Source organism: Paenibacillus sp. P46E, assembly GCF_001909095.1.
Taxonomy (GTDB): domain Bacteria; phylum Bacillota; class Bacilli; order Paenibacillales; family Paenibacillaceae; genus Paenibacillus_AQ; species Paenibacillus_AQ helianthi.
The window spans coordinates 152709-169567 of record NZ_LVYZ01000033.1 but is presented as its reverse complement, the minus strand read 5'-3'; the positions used below and the strand labels follow the sequence as shown (position 1 = coordinate 169567).

The window sequence follows — 16859 nt, the reverse complement described above, 5'->3', positions numbered from 1 at the left end:
CGGGCGGTCTTTGCAGAGAATCTTCCGAAACTCTTGATTGGTAAGCTTATCCGCAGTATTTACAACCCCGCCTAAAGTATGTATGATATTTGTATCATATATGTATAGTTATTGTATAAGGTTTGTTGAGGAGGCAGAGAAGATGACCGGAGGAAAACGTACGGCAAAGGTAGCGGTAATCGGAGCAGGTCCCGGAGGACTGGCTGCCGCCATGCTCCTCGCCGCTGAAGGATATGAAGTCGATTTGTATGAGAAGCAGGACGAGGTTGGAGGCAGGTCGGGAGAGCTAAGACTTGGAGAGTACCGATTTGACCGTGGGGCTACTTTTTTGATGATGCCGCATTTGCTGGAGGAGCTGTTTGCTTCCGCAGGGCGCTCTTTGCACTCCTATGTAGATTTAAAGGAACTTGATCCCCTGTATTCGCTGCATTTTGGAGACACGGTCTTTACGCCTTCGACAGACCAGGAGTATACAGCAGAACAGATTGAGCGGTTATTTCCGGGAAACGGGGAGGGGTATCGGCGGTTTATGTCTGAAGAAGGGGAGAAGCTGGAACGTGTAATCCCGCTGCTGCAGCGGCCGTTTCAATCCCTGGGTGACTATGTCAAAAGAGATGTGCTTCATGCACTGCCCAAGCTGAATGCCGCGGATAATGTCTACAACCGGCTGTCCCGTTATTTTGATGATGAACGCCTGCGGTATTCCTTCACTTTTCAGGCTAAATACCTTGGCATGTCGCCTTGGGAATGCCCGGGGACGTTCACCATTCTCTCATATATGGAGCACCGCTATGGCCTTTACCATCCGATTGGCGGCATCAACCGTGTACTTCGGGCAATGGCAGATATTATTAGAGAGCACGGCGGGCGAGTCCATACCTCCACCGGTGTCAAACGCATTATCGTGAAAAACCGGCATGCCGCAGGCCTTCAACTGGAGAACGGGGATACGGTGGAAGCAGATTATGTGGTGATCGGGGCTGATTTTGGCTCTGCCATGACTAAACTATTCGAACCAGGGGTACTTAAAAGGAATACACCTTCCAAAATTTCCCGGAAACGCTATTCCTGCTCAACGGCCATGCTGTACCTAGGAGTGGACGGGGAAGTGGATCTGGCTCATCACTCCGTTCATTTCGCGCAGGACTACCGGCGTAATGTGGAGGAAATCACGAAGCTGGGCAAGTTGTCGAAGGATGCTTCAATCTACGTTCACAACCCGTCCGTGATCGATCCAACCCTGGCTCCGGCGGGCAAATCTTCATTATATGTGCTGATGCCCGTTCCCAATCTGACGGCGGAGGTGGACTGGGCGCAAGAGGGCGCAGCCGTAGAGGCCCAAATGATGGAACAGCTTCAGCATATCCCTCAGCTTGCCGGTATATCCGGGCGGGTGGAGGAGCGGCTGTTCTTCTCCCCGCAAGACTGGCAGGATAAGCTGGATGTATATAATGGCGCAACCTTTAACATGGCCCACAATCTGGGCCAGATGATGTACCTGCGCCCGCACAACACCTTCCAGGAGGTGGGCGGCATCTGGCTGGTCGGCGGCGGAACGCATCCGGGCAGCGGTTTGCCGACGATTTTTGAGTCGGCGAAGATCAGTGCAAGGCTGCTGCGGGAGCACGACCGTGCCGCCCGCGGCAGCGCCTATGTTCCGGCATCTGCCGGAACGGGGGTTCCGCTGTGAGCCGGATCGCCGTCGTCGGCGGAGGGATCGGCGGGCTTACCGCAGCCCTGCTGCTCAGCCAGCAGGGTCAGGAGGTTGTGGTGTACGAGCGCGGCCCGCAGGTGGGCGGACGGGTGGCATTTGAAGAGAACGGGCCTTACCGGATTGACCGGGGGCCGACGATTGTGCTCCTGCCGGAGATGCTGCTAGGCATTATGAAGGAAGCGGGTCTGCCGGAAGGGAGCCTGAAGCTGCTGCGCTGCGATCCGCTATACCGTGTCCACTTCCGGAGCGGACGTATCCTGACCAAGGTTGACGGAACCGAAGCGCAGGCTGCAGAGATTGAACGGCAGTATCCTGGGGAAGGCAAGGGGTTCACCCGTTTTATGAAGGAAATGTCGGTACTCTATCCGCAGGGTAAGGCTTCATTTCTGGAACGGGGGTTTGCACGGCGGAGAGATTTCTTCAGCCCCCGGAACCTGTCATTGATGGGGCGTCTTCGAGCTTATAGGAGTCTGAGGTCGGCAGTCGGGCAGTATTTCCGCAGCGAAGAGCTGAAGGATGCCTTCTCGCTGCAAAGCCTGTACATCGGTGGGGCGCCGTTCCGTACTCCGGGCATTTACACGATGCTGCCGTATGCTGAGCATGCCTTTGGCATCTGGATGCTGAAGGGCGGGTATGGACGTCTTCCGCAGATTATGGCCCGTGAGCTTGAACGCAGGGGCGTGGTCATTCATACGGACACTGAGGTAGAGTCGCTGAAAATAAGCAGCGGACGCTGCCAGGGAGTCAGGGTTCAAGGCCAAAGTATCCCGTATGATGCGGTCCTATACAACGGTGATTTTCCGCTACTGGAGGAGTTGCTGCCCCAGCAGATGTTCAAACCGACCGGACAGCGCGCGGACCCTGCCGAAGAGGATGCTGCTGTGACATTAAAGCCTATCCGGCGCGGTGCATTCAAGCCCTCCTCGGGCTGTCTGCTGATTTATGCCGGAGCCAACAAACGCTGGCCGGATGCCATGGTCCATCAGTTTTTCCTGCCGGATAGCCTGAATGACAATCTTCGTGATTTGTTCGATAAAGGAAAGATTTCAGAACATCCCTCCTATTACGTGTTCAATCCTGCAGCGCTGGATGACAGCGCGGCTCCTCCGGGAGAGAGTGTGCTATACTTCCTGATTCCGGTACCGGCTTCACCTGAGCTGGATTGGGATAACATTGCCGGACCTCTGGCTGACAAGGTGCTGGCAGATGCGGAGAAGAGAGGATTTCCGGGGCTGTCTGCCAGCATCGTCTGGCGCAAGCTTCGCACACCGGCGCAAGCGGAGCAAGAGGGTATGTTTGGCGGAGGAAGCTTTGGCATCGCTCCGGTACTGAGCCAATCCGGTGTGTTCCGGCCGCAGGCACAACCCTATTCCATACAAGGCTTATACGCCGCCGGTGCTTCGGTGCATCCGGGCGGCGGGGTACCAATTGTAATGCAGGGAGCCCGACTGGCAGTGCATGAACTTATGAAGGAGATGAGCGGTCATGGATAAAAGGATAATGCAGCAATGTGAGGAACTCATGAAGAAAGGCTCCTCTTCGTTTCACAGGGCCTTTGACGGCCTGCCCAGCCCGCGCCGGGAAGCCGTACATGTCATTTATGCCTTCTGCCGGATGATCGATGACAGTGTAGACGAACCGGATAACTCCCTATACACCATTTATGAACTCCGCGATTCTTTCAGAAATCTGGGGCAGGCGGAAGGGCATTTTATCTGGCCGGCTTTACGCTGGCTGTTCGATACCTTTCCACAGCTGGAGCGGGAGCCGTTTTTGCTGCAGATGGAAGGACAAACCCGGGATCTTACATTCACTCATTACGAAACTATGGAGCAGCTCGAGACTTACTGCTATCTTGTAGCAGGCACAGTCGGAGAAATGCTGCTGCCGGTTCTGAGGGATGACCATAATGAAGAAGCACAGGCGGCAGGGATATCTCTTGGTATCGGGATGCAGCTTGTAAACATTATCCGCGATGTCGGGGAGGATTTAAGACGCGGGAGGCGTTACGTACCGCTGGATATTATGAGAAGAAACGGTTACCGGGAGCAGGAACTGGAACGCGGCGAAGTGAACGAACCATTCGTGGCTGTAGTTCATGAGCTGAGACGCGAGGCACTGGCCTGGTTTGAAAAAGGCTTGGCGAATGTGGATACCTACCCGCCCGAGAGCGGATTGGCGGTAGAATTGGCAGCTGCCTTCTATGCAGCCATTCTGGATGATGTTGAAGCCGCAGATTATGATGTTTTCCGCCGCAGAGCCTACGTCAGCGATGAGGCGAAGCTTCAGATGTTCCGCCGCACAGCTGCGCGGTATGCTGACAAGGGCAGAGCGGCGGCGTACTAATGATCAAATATGTATTTTGGGTGTGGTATGCCATTGGCGCCCTGCTGCTGATCCTGTTCAGCATCCCCGAGAGTCTGCAATTTTCCAGTGGAATCTTTTTAATTCTGTATGCTGTATATGCTGCTGATTTATCGGCCAAGGGACAAACCTCACTTTTTATGTCCGACCAGTCAGTCATTTTTCAGAATAAACTAAAGGGGCATTCCGTATGGATCTCTGCTGCCCTGATTTGGACGGGTGGAATGACGGTGGAGTGGATAGGTGTCCATTCCGGGCGCTTGTTCGGTGAATACGAATATACCCGTGTGCTCGGCCCGCTGATCTACGGCGTACCCGTCACCCTTGGATTTGCCTGGATCGCAGTGATCTGCAATGCTGCATTGTTGAGCTGTAATTTTGGACAAAAAGGATTCCGGCTGCTGGCTGTAAGATCCATTCAGGTCGGCTTTTGGACCGTATTGCTGGATTTAGTGCTTGATCCGGTTGCCCATGCACGCAATTTCTGGCAATGGGGGGGCGGTGGGGGCTTTTATCATGTGCCATGGAGCAATTTTGCCGGATGGTTCATCGTCTCTGCCCTGCTGTCCCTATGCTTGCCGAATGTTCATATATCCCGTTCAGCCACACGCCGGGGAACACGGCTCTACCAGGCGATCCTGATCCTGTTCGGATTGATCAGCCTGCGTGAAGGGCTACCGCTCTGTGCAGTGATTGCCGGTCTGGGGGCCGCATTGTCGGAAGGGGGCCTGAGGTATGCTGGAAGCCGTCAGATCCAAAAGCTTTGATCAGATATTCTACCGCTATAATTCCCTATATCTGCTCCGCCGGCACTTTCACTTCCTGGGCATCTCCGGTGAGCTTCAGCCTGATGCTGCCGCAGGCAAGCCTATTCTCTATATTATGAATCACAGCTCCTGGTGGGATGGCCTGCTGGCCTATCATGCTGCAGGACGGCTGAAAGGAAGTACCCATTACTTCATGATGGAAGAGGAGCAGCTCCGCAAATACGCTTTTTTTCGCAAGCTGGGGGCTTACTCGATTAACCGTGACCGGACGGGAGATCTTCGGGCGTCTTTAAGATATACAGCGAATCTGCTTCATACAGGGGGGAGCGTGTGGATGTATCCGGAAGGGGAGATTCTGCCGCTCAGCAGTGCTCCGCTTATCCTGAAGGAAGGGGTAGCGCTGGTCCTGCGCATGTGTCCGCAGGCTGCTGTCGTACCCGTCACCCTCTATCACGGCTTGTTCCGGCATTCCAAGCCAGATGCGACGCTGCTTGCCGGCGCAGCGCTTATGCTTCCTTGGGGGGATCTGAACCGCAGCCACATCACCGGAATGCTGGAAACGACTCTCCAGGCACAGCTGGATACTCACCGGCAGCTGATCTTTGAACATAAAGGACATATTCCGGAGCAGTTCCGTCCCTTGATGAAGCAGGGAAGATCGACCAATGAATGGCTGGATGCCATACGCGGCAGGGACAGCCGATGACCCTTTTTCTGCAGTTCCTGTTCATGATCTTGCTGCTGCAGCTGCTCTTTGCGCTGTGGAATGCGGCACAGCTTCCCGTAATGGAAGACTCGAGGCAGAAGAGACGTCCAGACCCCTCCGTGATTGTATCCGGCCAGCCGCTCAGGCGGCTATCTATTCTGATCCCCGCCCGTGACGAAGCGGATAATATTGCAGCCTGTCTTGCATCCGTTCTGTCCTGCGGGGATGCCGGAGTGGAGCTTGAGATTCTTGTGCTGGACGACCGTTCTACAGATGGTACGGGGAAGCTTGCCGCTGCAGCCGGAGGGGCGAGAGTTCAGGTGCTGGCGGGCCGCGAGCTGCCTGACGGCTGGATTGGCAAATCGTATGCCTGTGCTCAACTGGCGGAAGCCTCGAGCGGCGAATGGCAGCTGTTTCTGGACGCCGATGTCCGGCTGCGGCCGGGTGCGCTTAGAGCCGCTGTAGCTGCAGCGCAAATCCAGAGTTCGGGTCTGATTACCGGGTTTCCCCGGCAGATTACCGGCACCTGGCTGGAGCGGCTTGTTGTGCCTCTTATGGGCTTCACGATCATCTCACATTTGCCGGTTCCCCTTGTCCGGGGATCGAACGATCCCCGCTTCGTAGCGGCGCACGGCGGCTTCATGCTGATTCATCGTGACAGCTATGTCCGCTGCGGCGGGCATGAGGCCATCCGCAGCGATCTGGTGGATGATATGTCGCTGGCCCGGGCGGTGAAGCGGGCGCGGGAGCCAGTGGCCCTGGTAGATATTACGGCTGTGGCCGAAATGCGTATGTATCATCAGGCTTCCGAAGTCTGGAACGGCTACCGCAAGAACATTTATGCCGGCCTCGGCCGTAATCCGTTGCTTCTGCTACTCATGCTGGCCTTTTATATCCTTCTGTATGTGGTGCCTGTCGGAATGGCCGTCTACAGTATACTGAACGGTTTGGAGGCAGCGGCGTTCGGGTCCGTCCTCTGTTATTTGGCAGGTGCCGCAGTCAAAAGAACCAGCGATGCTTCGGGCAGACAGCCCGTTTGGCTGTGTCTCTTCATGCCGGCCAGCATCATGTGCCTGGCTGCGATTGCCCTGGGCTCCTGGCGGGGCAACCGCTCACCTCATGGCTACTTATGGAAAGGAAGGCGCTACCGATGAAACAGAAGGCAGTGATTATAGGTGCCGGCTTCGGCGGCTTATCGTCTGCAGTCACCCTGGCTGCCAAAGGCTGGGATGTAACTCTGCTGGAACGTCAGTCTCATCCGGGGGGGAAGCTGCAGCGTATTGAAGAAGCCGGGTACACCTTTGACCGTGGGCCAAGCACTATTACAATGCCCCATGTGTTCCGTTCGCTGTACGAGCTGGCGGGTGCCCGCATGGAGGATTATGTGCAGCTGTATGAGCTGGAGCCGCGTACACGCAATGTGTTCGCTGATGGAACGATAGTGGATTTCTCCAGGAACAACGAATATATGCAGGAGCAGCTTGCCGCTTATAGTCCCGGGGATGCCGCGCGCTATCCGGCGTTCATGGCTGAAGCCGCACTTCTGTACATGCTCAGCGAGAAGCAGTTCCTGAACAGGCTGCTGCTCTCCTGGAAAGATAAAATCTCTCCGGTTCTGGTGCGTGATCTGCTGCGCGTGAGGCCTTTCCTTAGTCTGCAATCCTTACTGAAGCGTTATTTCCATCATCCCCATACGCTAGCAATGATGGGCCGGTATGCGACTTATGTAGGTTCATCACCGTACAAGGCTCCAGCGATTTTTGCCATGCTCGGACATGTAGAGAGCCAGGGAGGGGTCTTTGGGGTTCGCGGGGGGACCTACAAGCTGGTGGAGGGGCTTGTCTCTTTGGCGAAACAGCTGGGAGTGCAGGTGATTACCGGAACAGAGGTAACGCAGATTTCCGTTGTGAACGGCCGGGTGGAGGGGGTAGATACGGCGAAGGGATTCTATGAGGCACGGACTGTCATCGCCGGAGGCGATGTGCTGAGCATTAACCGGAAGCTGCTCCCACAGGAGACCCGGCCGGGAATGAGCGACCGTAGAATATCCTCCTATGAACCTTCTTTATCAGGACTTGTCACCCTTGCGGGTGTAAGGCGTAAATATTCGGGCCTGCTGCATCATACTGTGTTTTTCCCGGAACAATATGAGCCTGAATTCAAGGATATTTTTGTCCGCAGGCGGCCTCCGCAGCATCCCACAGTCTACATTTGCCACTCTGGCTATTCCGAGCAGAAAATGGCGCCTCAGGGGGGAAGCAACTTGTTTATTTTGGCGAATGCACCCTACTTGAGCGATGAGACAGATTGGAGCCAGGACTCCGAAGCCTATGGCGAACGGGTGCTTGAAGTACTGGCTGGTCATGGCATTGACGGGATTGGGGAGGCTGAAGTGCTCAGGCGCTATACCCCGCAGAATATTGCGGACGATACGCTGGCGTACCGTGGAGCCATTTATGGAATCTCCTCCAATTCCGTCCGCCAGACCTTTTTTCGTCCAGGGAACCGTTCCGCAGATATCCAAGGGCTGTGGTATGTAGGCGGCACAACGCATCCCGGCGGCGGAACGCCGGTGGTATCCTTATCCGGAAGGCTGGTTGGTGAATACATTGCCAGTCACACCTGAGCGATCCGCTATTTTTAATGAAGAAGACGGCGTGCATGGATGTGGATTAGGGATATGCTATAATGAAGCGTGCTGGCAGATATTCAGTGGATGGAAAAGCTCATGCGGGAGAGAGTACCTCCCTGCATATTATAGATCGTTAGGAATGGGGGATGACAGCATGAACCGGATGCCGCAGGATGAATCACCATACAACGTAGGCAAGAATCCAGGCACAGCCCCGCAAGCAGTGAAATCTGACGGACATCAGTCTCTGCTGCCTTCATCCACAACGGGGGAACGCAAGATTGAACATGTGAGGCTCTGCTTGAACGAGGAAGTTGGCGGCAGCGGCATTACAACTGGCTTCGAGCATTACCGCTTCCGCCACAATGCGCTTCCTGAGCTGAATTACGATGATATTTCGCTGCGGACAGTCTTCCTGGAACGGGAGCTGCGTACGCCGCTGCTGATCAGCTCCATGACCGGCGGAAGCAGTTCTACCGGCGCTATTAATGCCAGACTGGCTGAGGCAGCCGAGCGCCGGGGTTGGGCGCTCGGGGTCGGCTCCATCCGGGCAGCTGTGGAACGGTCCGAGCTTGCCTCCACCTTCCAAGTCCGTGATAGAGCTCCAGGAATTCCCGTGATCGCCAACATCGGAGCGGTGCAGCTGTCCTATGGCTTTGGCGTGGATGAATGCCGCCGTGCTGTAGAGATAGCCGGTGCGGATTGGCTGGTGCTGCATCTGAACGGGATTCAGGAAGTCTTTCAGCCTGAGGGCAACACCGGATTTGCCTCCTTGCTGTCGCGGATTGAGCAGGTATCCCGGGCACTTGAGGTCCCTGTCGGAGTCAAGGAGGTCGGTTGGGGAATTGACGGAGAAACGGCTTCCCGGCTGTATGATGCCGGTGTTGCCTTTGTCGATGTAGCCGGAGCTGGTGGAACATCATGGAGTCAGGTGGAGAAGTTCCGCAGCAGTGATCCGGTCCGGCGGGCCGCTGCAGAGGCCTTCGCGGATTGGGGGATTTCCACTGCCGAATGCATCGCGGAGGTAAGGGCGGCATCGAAGCATGGTGCGCTGATCGGCAGCGGCGGGCTGAGACACGGCGTCGATGCAGCGAAAGCACTCGCGCTTGGGGCCGATCTGGCCGGCTTCGGGCGGAATCTGCTCGGTCCGGCAGTAGAATCCGAGGAGGCCCTTGACCATGCGCTGGCTCAGGTGGAGCTGGAGCTGCGGACCGCAATGTTCGGTATCGGTGCGCCTGATCTGGCTGCACTGCGTAATACTCCCCGCCTAATAAAGCACTGAGACGAGTAGAGAATACGGAAATAAGGAAGGGCACAAAACGATGATCAAACTGGTCCAAATGGACGAAACCACATTTCAATTTTTCTTGAGCCAATCTACACGGGATTATGCAGAAGATAAAATAAAGGCCGGATCGTGGGATACCGAGACTGCTATGCGGCTGTCCCAGGACGAGATGACCAAATCCTTGCCCGAAGGGCTCAACACCGAGGGGGCTTACATCTTTTCCATCGTAGAGACAGAGTCGGATGCACAGGCCGGATATATCTGGTTCAACGTGATCGAGGGACGCAGCGGGCGTGAGGCCTTTATTTATGATTTTTATGTTTTTGAACCGTTCCAGGGAAAAGGCTACGGCAAGCAGACGCTGCTTGCGCTTGATGAGGAAGCCCGCAAGCTGGATGTAACCAAAATCGGACTGCATGTGTTCGGCCAGAACAACCGCGCCTTCGAGCTGTACAAAAAGATGGGTTTTCTCATCACGGATATCACCATGTCGAAAGATCTCTAGAAAAGAATAGGCTGGCCGTGCTGGCACGGAAGAGACCTCAGGAGAGGTCTTTTTGGCGTTTTTATACATGAACGTGGGGGTGGAGCTGATCACTATAAGCAGGCCGCTGCCCTTTAACGGACACATCCGCCGGAGATCCGCTGTTGCTGGCGGTTTTGTTCTAATATATAATGGTTGAGATCAAGCCCCGGAAATTATGCGGTGATCAATCCAACCGAAAATAGGAGTTGTCATATAAATGGCTTTGAAAGCAGGTATCGTAGGACTTCCGAACGTAGGGAAATCCACATTGTTCAATGCAATTACACAAGCGGGAGCTGAATCCGCCAACTATCCGTTCTGTACCATTGACCCGAATGTAGGTGTTGTGGAAGTGCCGGATGAGCGTCTGGATAAGCTGACAGAGCTGGTGCAGCCGAATAAGACGGTTCCCACGGCTTTTGAATTTGTGGATATTGCCGGTCTGGTGCGCGGTGCGAGCAAAGGCGAAGGCCTCGGCAATAAGTTCCTGGCTCACATTCGTGAAGTGGATGCGATCGTTCATGTCGTACGCTGCTTCGTGGATGAGAACGTTACCCATGTTGATGGCAAGGTGAACCCGATCAGCGACATCCAGACGATTAACCTGGAACTGATTCTGGCTGACCTGGAGAGTATCGAGAAACGGATCGAACGCTCCCGCAAAAACATCAAGGGCGGCGACAAGAAATACGCCCAGGAAGTTGAAGTTCTGGAGCGCGTCAAAGAAGCGCTCTATCAAGACCAGCCTGCGCGCAGCGTGGAATTGTCCGATGACGAGCGTCTGATCGTGCGCGATCTTCACCTGCTCACCCTGAAGCCGGTACTGTATGCGGCCAATGTGGGCGAGGATGAAGTTGCCAGTGCTGAAGAGAACCCTTATGTTCAGCAGGTACGCGAGTTTGCCGTTGCCGAGAATGCCGAAGTGGTACCGATCAGCGCCAAAGTGGAAGCGGAGATTGCTGAGCTGGAAGGCGAAGACAAGGCAATGTTCCTGGAAGAGTTGGGCCTGCAGGAATCCGGGCTGAACCGCCTGATCAAAGCAGCCTACAAACTTCTCGGACTCTACACTTACTTCACTGCAGGTGTGCAGGAGGTTCGTGCCTGGACAATCCGCAAGGGAACCAAAGCACCGGGTGCCGCAGGTGTCATCCATACAGACTTTGAACGCGGATTTATCCGTGCGGAGGTAGTAGCATACGCCGATCTGCTTGCTGCAGGCTCGATGAACGGTGCCAAGGAACGCGGACAACTGCGTCTGGAAGGCAAAGAGTATCTGGTGCAGGACGGCGATGTCATGCATTTCCGTTTCAACGTATAAGCAAGCTAATCAAGTTATAGCAGCAGGAGGAAGTCATTCGGGTAGGGTTCTACTGCGGATGGCTTTTTTGCATAGAACCGTAGGAAGTCCGCCTGTGTGAATAACATTTCAGCTGTTTTTACATAATAAGGAGCGGATTTCTCGGGCTGCAAAAATATACGTGACCTGGTGTGCGGCACTGTAGCCAATTGGCAGGATCGGTGGTATAATATAAAGTCGTATATCTATTTTTATTGTATTAACAATTTAAAGTTTTTATATTGAATATGAAATTGAATCAGGAGAGGTGAATTCCCTTGTTGGACCGATTGCAATCCCTGGCGGACCGCTATGAGAAACTCAGTGAACTGCTTTGTGACCCGGATGTTGCAAGCGACAGTAAGAAACTGAGGGACTATTCCAAAGAACAATCCGATTTGCAGCCCGCCTTTGAGGCGTATGCCGAATATAAAAATGTAATGGAAGAGCTTGAAGCCGCTAAGATGATGCAGGGTGAAAAGCTTGATGATGAAATGAAGGAAATGGTCAAGATGGAGATTGACGACCTTTCCTCGCGCCAGGTTGTCCTGGAGGAGAAAATCCGCCTTCTGTTACTGCCGAAGGATCCTAATGACGACAAGAACGTGATTGTGGAAATCCGCGGCGCAGCCGGTGGGGATGAGGCGGCATTGTTCGCATCCGATCTGTACCGGATGTACACCCGCTATGCCGATACCCAAGGCTGGCGCATTGAATTGATGGATGTCAATACGAATGACCTCGGCGGATTCAAGGAGGTTATCTTCCTGATTAATGGACGTGGCGCTTACAGCAAAATGAAATTCGAAAGCGGCGCGCACCGCGTTCAGCGTATTCCGGCCACGGAATCAGGCGGACGTATTCATACCTCGACTTCTACGGTTTCGGTGATGCCTGAGGCGGAAGAATTCGAAATTGAAATTCACGATAAGGATATTCGCGTTGATACCTTCTGTTCCAGTGGCGCAGGCGGCCAGTCGGTTAATACCACCAAGTCAGCCGTTCGCGTAACCCACATCCCAACCGGGATAATGGCTACCTGTCAGGACGGAAAATCCCAGAACTCCAACAAGGAGAAGGCATTGCAGGTTCTGCGTGCCCGGATCTCGGATATGAAACGACAGGAAGAGGAAGCGAAATATGCCGGAGAACGCAAGAGCAAGGTCGGCACGGGTGACCGCAGTGAGCGGATTCGTACGTATAACTTCCCTCAGAGCCGTGTAACCGATCACCGTATCGGCCTTACACTGCACCGCCTGGAGCGGGTTATGAATGGAGATATCACAGAGATCATCTCTGCGCTGTCGATTGCCGAGCAAGCGGAATTGATGGAAAAAGGAGAATAATGCTTTGAAACACGACGCTTATGTCATGCCAAATGTGCAAAGCATCCGGGAAGCCTTTGCGGAGGCTTCTTCTTTTTTGGACCAAGCCGGGTGCAATGAGCCGCAGCGCAGCAGCCAGCTGCTGCTGGAGCATGTGCTGGGCTTGTCCGGGGCGGCCTATTATATGACTCTGGCTGATCCGTTTCCGCCTGCGGTGCGTGTGGCCTGGGAAGCCGCCGTCACCCGCCGCGCGGCCGGTGAGCCGGTGCAGTATATCATCGGCGAGCAGGAGTTTTACGGGCGGGCTTTTGAGGTGACGCCCGATGTGCTGATTCCCCGGCCCGAGACGGAGCTGCTCGTCGAAGCGATCCTGAAGTACGGCGCGGAGCTGTGGCCGGACGGCCTTGTGGCTGCGCCGGGCGGAGTGGCGCGGGACAGTGCGGCGGCTGCGGGTGAAGCAGCGCGTGATGGTGCGCCGGGCGGAGTGGCGCAGGACAGTACGGCGGTTGAGGGTGAAGCAACCGCTGGCGGGGCAGAGGCGGGCAACTTGGCAGCCCGCCGGGAGAGCGGCGCGGCAGGTGTGCGCGCGCCGCGTCCGCTGACCGCCGTCGATATCGGCGCCGGCAGCGGAGCGATCTCCGTCACGCTGGCGGCGGAAGCGCCGGCGTGGCGGGTCTGCGCCGGCGATATCTCGCCCGGCGCGCTGGCCGTGGCCGGGCGCAACGCGCAGCGGCACGGCACGGCACTAGACCTGCGGCTCGGCGACCTGCTCGAGCCGTTTGCGGGGATGGAGACGGATATTCTCGTCTCCAACCCGCCGTATATACCCGGCGCAGACATCGCCGGGCTACAGCGCGAAGTGCGCGACCATGAGCCGCGCACCGCTCTGGATGGCGGCGACGACGGGCTTGACCCGTATCGCCGCATGATGGAGCAGCTGAAGCTGCTTCCCGCGCCCCCGCGGCTGGTCGGCTTCGAGCTCGGCCAAGGTCAAGCCGGGCAGGTGGCCGGGCTGTTGCGGGCGGCAGGCCATTGGGAGGAGATCATCACGATCGATGATCTCGCGGGCATCCCCCGCCATGTGCTGGGGATAGCGCGCTAGAACGGCCAAGTGCTATTTGCTGCGGGTGATTGCCCGTTCACGCGTTCCATCACCGCCGAACAAGGCTGCTAGGGAAGGGTGGACGAGCCGGAGGCAGTCCCAAGAATAATATTTTTATTGAGTATAAACTGCTCTAGGTGAAGTGGAATTTCTCCACATATCCAGCAGGTATCCCCCTCAAAGTGACAGTTAGTGGGAATACCTCCACCTATTCAGGGTGAAATTAAGGTCATTCACTCTAGATTGCCAGATTAATTCTACTTATTCCCACTAATGATGTTACGGAAGCTGATTACCGCTGATTTAGTTTTACTTTTTCCACTATGTAGAGTGAACTTAAGAATCTAACCTTGCGATTCGGTGAATCCCTGTGATGTAAGGCTGGGCCGTGCCGCCGCAGCGGAGCAGAACGGTCCCCGCGTAAAATTGTATTTTTGCTGCCCCTTCCTTTACAATAGAATGGACGGGCCTTCGGTGCAGACAGGAATTCAGAAGACCCAGTACGGAGTAGGAGTAAGGAGACAGAATATGCTTCAGAAGATTAAAAAGATCGACGGTGTCATTGTAATCATTCTATTGCTGCTGATGGTCGTCAGCATTTTTTCCATATACAGCGTCACGCATGGACGGGATAAGCTGGATGGGGCGCATCTCCGGATGATCAAGTTCTATGTACTGGGCATGATTGCTTTTATCGGCCTGACTTTTGTGGATTATCGTTTGCTCGTGAAATATGCACTGTACGTATATATTGCGGGAATAGGGATTCTGGTGCTGGTCAGCTTCATTGGTAAGGAGCAGAACGGAGCCCAGGGCTGGATTAAGCTCGGAGGGTTCAGCCTTCAGCCGGCGGAGCTCTTTAAGCTGATTTTGATTCTCTTTCTGGCGGCTGTGCTGGTACGTAAGCGCAAAAACAAGCTGTTGTTCTGGCGGGATGTCGTACCGTTGGGACTGCTTACCATACTGCCGTTCCTGATCGTCATCAGCCAGAATGACCTTGGTAATGCCCTTTCCTATATCGTCATCCTGGTTGGCCTGCTATGGATCGGCAATATCAAGTTCACCCATGCGCTGATCGGATTGCTGGTGATAGGCGGGACGGCAGCCGGGGGGATTATAAGCTACATTCACTACCATGATGAAGTCAAGAATTTCCTTACCGATATCGGACGTTCCCATTGGGTGGAGCGCTTTGACCCGTGGCTGGTCCCCAATGAAGCGACTGCCAAAGCGAGCTATCATACCAAAAATGCCAAGCTGGCCATCGCCTCGGGAGGCATGAGCGGTGAGGGGTACATGAAAGGCAGCTCCGTGCAGACGGACCGGGTGCCTTACACCTATTCCGATTCTATTTTTGTGCAGATTGCTGAGGAATTCGGTTTTGTTGGCTCGGCGCTGGTACTGCTGCTTTATTTTATACTGATCCACCGGATGATTCTGATTGCGCTGGAGTGCAAGGACCGGGGCGGACCGTTCCTCATTGTCGGCATTGTCGCCATGATGTTGTACCAGATCTTCGAGAATATTGGTGCATTCATCGGCCTGATGCCGCTGACCGGAATTACCCTGCCGTTCATTAGCTACGGGGGGACCTCGCTGATGATCAATATGGCCAGCATCGGCCTGGTCATGAGTGTCCGTCTGCATGGTCAGGAAGTGGAAGAAGATCTGCCGAATCCGTCTTTATATGCCTCTCCTGCGAAGCAGGGATAGCTGTTGAAAAGATATACCTGGAACCGCTGAAGCACATCTGATGATGGGCTCCGGCGGTTTTTTATTTTACTATAAGGGTCAGGGATGGTATGGACGTTTCCTAAAAATTGTATTTGTAATGCAGCTTGTTTTAAAATGGAAATTAACGGGCTTCTTCTGAATGTGTGCTCCAGCGGAAAACCGAATCCAGGTACAGTTAGGGGCTAGCTCCATGCTGCAGAGGTTCAAAAAGATCGATGGTGTCATCGTTGTTGTTCTGCTTATGCTGATGGTCATCAGTATTTTATCGATATACAGTGTTACGCACGGACGAGATGACGACGGGCTGCACATACAGATGCTGAAGTGGTACGGGCTGGGCTTTGTTGTGTTCTTCGGATTATCCCTGTTTGATTATCGTCTTCTGGTCAAGTATGCACATTATATCTATACGCTGGGCATAGTGATTCTGGTGGTGGTCAGCCTTTTCGGGAAGGTGAAATACGGTGCACGGGGCTGGCTGGAGGTAGGGGGACTAAGTGTTCAGCCGGCGGAGCTGTTCAAGCTGATTCTGATTCTCGCGCTGGCTGCACTGCTGGTCCGCAAAAATAAAAATGAGCTTCAGTTCTGGCGGGATGTCGTGCCGCTTGGTATGATTGCGCTGCTGCCGTTTGCGATCGTCATCAGCCAGAACGACCTGGGCAACGCGCTAAGCTATATGGTCATCCTGCTCGGTCTGCTGTGGATTGGCCGGATTAAATGGTCTAATGCGCTGATTGGACTGATTGTTGGGGGCGTAGCGGTGGGAGGATTTATTTACAGCTACATTAACTATCATGAGCAGATGACTCATTTCCTCTCTGAAACCATTGGCCGCAAGCATTTTGTGGCCCGCTTCGACCCCTGGCTGGTGCCGGAGCTGGCAAGCAGCGACGACAGCTATCAGACGCGCAATGCCAAAATAGCCATTGCCTCAGGCGGGCTCAGCGGGGAAGGCTATATGAAGGGCGGTTCGGTACAGTCTGGTAAAATACCAGTGTTGTATACAGATGCGATCTTTGCACAGATTGCCGAGGAGTTTGGTTTCGTGGGGTCGGCGCTGCTGCTACTGCTGTTTTTTATTCTCATCCACCGGATGATTCTGATCGCCCTGGAATGCAGGGACCGCGCCGGACCTTATCTGATCATCGGAATTGTAGCCATGCTGCTGTATCAGATTCTTGAGAACATTGGCGCGTACATCGGCCTGATGCCGCTTACCGGAATAACGCTGCCGTTCATCAGCTATGGCGGGACCTCTGTTCTAATTAATATGGCCAGCATGGGTATTGCGATGAGTGTGCTGCTGTATGGCCAGGATGTAGAGGAAGACCTGCCAGCGCCGACGGTACATTTCTGAAATTTGTA

At 54.6% G+C, this 16859-nt stretch carries 14 protein-coding genes; all 14 read left to right on the top strand.

All coding sequences use genetic code 11. The features are described 5' to 3' along the window. The first annotated feature begins 142 nt into the window (after positions 1–142). The 14 genes from A3849_RS10340 (at position 143) to A3849_RS10275 (ending at position 16851) form a co-directional block, all read left to right on the top strand. Positions 143–1690 (top strand): phytoene desaturase family protein, encoded by a 1548-nt coding sequence (locus A3849_RS10340; RefSeq protein ID WP_074111317.1) that lies wholly within the window; start codon positions 143–145, stop codon positions 1688–1690. Beyond that, a complete protein-coding gene (locus A3849_RS10335) occupies positions 1687–3207 on the top strand; it encodes a phytoene desaturase family protein (RefSeq protein WP_074111316.1) in 1521 nt (506 codons plus the stop codon). The genes A3849_RS10340 and A3849_RS10335 overlap by 4 nt, the downstream gene beginning before the upstream one ends. Next, the gene (locus A3849_RS10330; RefSeq protein ID WP_074111315.1) at positions 3200–4060 is read left to right on the top strand and encodes a phytoene/squalene synthase family protein; all 861 of its coding nucleotides are present in this window, start codon (positions 3200–3202) and stop codon (positions 4058–4060) included. The genes A3849_RS10335 and A3849_RS10330 overlap by 8 nt, the downstream gene beginning before the upstream one ends. Next, a complete protein-coding gene (locus A3849_RS10325) occupies positions 4060–4845 on the top strand; it encodes a carotenoid biosynthesis protein (RefSeq protein WP_074111314.1) in 786 nt (261 codons plus the stop codon). Before A3849_RS10330 ends, A3849_RS10325 begins: the two co-directional genes overlap by 1 nt. Next, positions 4814–5551 (top strand): lysophospholipid acyltransferase family protein, encoded by a 738-nt coding sequence (locus tag A3849_RS10320; protein WP_074111313.1) that lies wholly within the window; start codon positions 4814–4816, stop codon positions 5549–5551. Before A3849_RS10325 ends, A3849_RS10320 begins: the two co-directional genes overlap by 32 nt. Beyond that, complete coding sequence (locus A3849_RS10315; RefSeq protein ID WP_074111312.1) at positions 5548–6705, top strand: glycosyltransferase family 2 protein; 1158 nt, start codon at positions 5548–5550, stop codon at positions 6703–6705. Before A3849_RS10320 ends, A3849_RS10315 begins: the two co-directional genes overlap by 4 nt. After that, positions 6702–8177 (top strand): phytoene desaturase family protein, encoded by a 1476-nt coding sequence (locus tag A3849_RS10310; protein WP_083613438.1) that lies wholly within the window; start codon positions 6702–6704, stop codon positions 8175–8177. The genes A3849_RS10315 and A3849_RS10310 overlap by 4 nt, the downstream gene beginning before the upstream one ends. Before the next feature lie 160 nt (positions 8178–8337). Next, entirely contained in the window at positions 8338–9465 is a 1128-nt protein-coding gene (gene fni / locus A3849_RS10305; protein WP_083613437.1) for a type 2 isopentenyl-diphosphate Delta-isomerase, read from the top strand. 40 nt (positions 9466–9505) lie between these two features. Further along, positions 9506–9976, top strand: a complete 471-nt coding sequence (locus A3849_RS10300; RefSeq protein WP_256700727.1) for a GNAT family N-acetyltransferase — start codon at positions 9506–9508, stop codon at positions 9974–9976. Between the two features lie 238 nt (positions 9977–10214). Beyond that, a complete protein-coding gene (gene ychF, locus A3849_RS10295; RefSeq protein ID WP_074087341.1) occupies positions 10215–11315 on the top strand; it encodes a redox-regulated ATPase YchF in 1101 nt (366 codons plus the stop codon). Positions 11316–11611: 296 nt separating this feature from the next. Continuing rightward, the gene (gene prfA, locus A3849_RS10290; protein ID WP_074111310.1) at positions 11612–12679 is read left to right on the top strand and encodes a peptide chain release factor 1; all 1068 of its coding nucleotides are present in this window, start codon (positions 11612–11614) and stop codon (positions 12677–12679) included. A 4-nt stretch (positions 12680–12683) separates the two neighbouring features. Then, entirely contained in the window at positions 12684–13760 is a 1077-nt protein-coding gene (locus tag A3849_RS10285) for a HemK/PrmC family methyltransferase (protein WP_083613436.1), read from the top strand. A 528-nt stretch (positions 13761–14288) separates the two neighbouring features. After that, a complete protein-coding gene (locus A3849_RS10280; protein WP_074111309.1) occupies positions 14289–15473 on the top strand; it encodes an FtsW/RodA/SpoVE family cell cycle protein in 1185 nt (394 codons plus the stop codon). A gap of 211 nt (positions 15474–15684) precedes the next feature. After that, positions 15685–16851 carry an FtsW/RodA/SpoVE family cell cycle protein gene (locus A3849_RS10275; protein WP_074111308.1) on the top strand — a complete coding sequence of 389 codons (1167 nt, stop codon included), beginning with the start codon at positions 15685–15687 and terminating at the stop codon, positions 16849–16851. Positions 16852–16859: the final 8 nt, after the last annotated feature.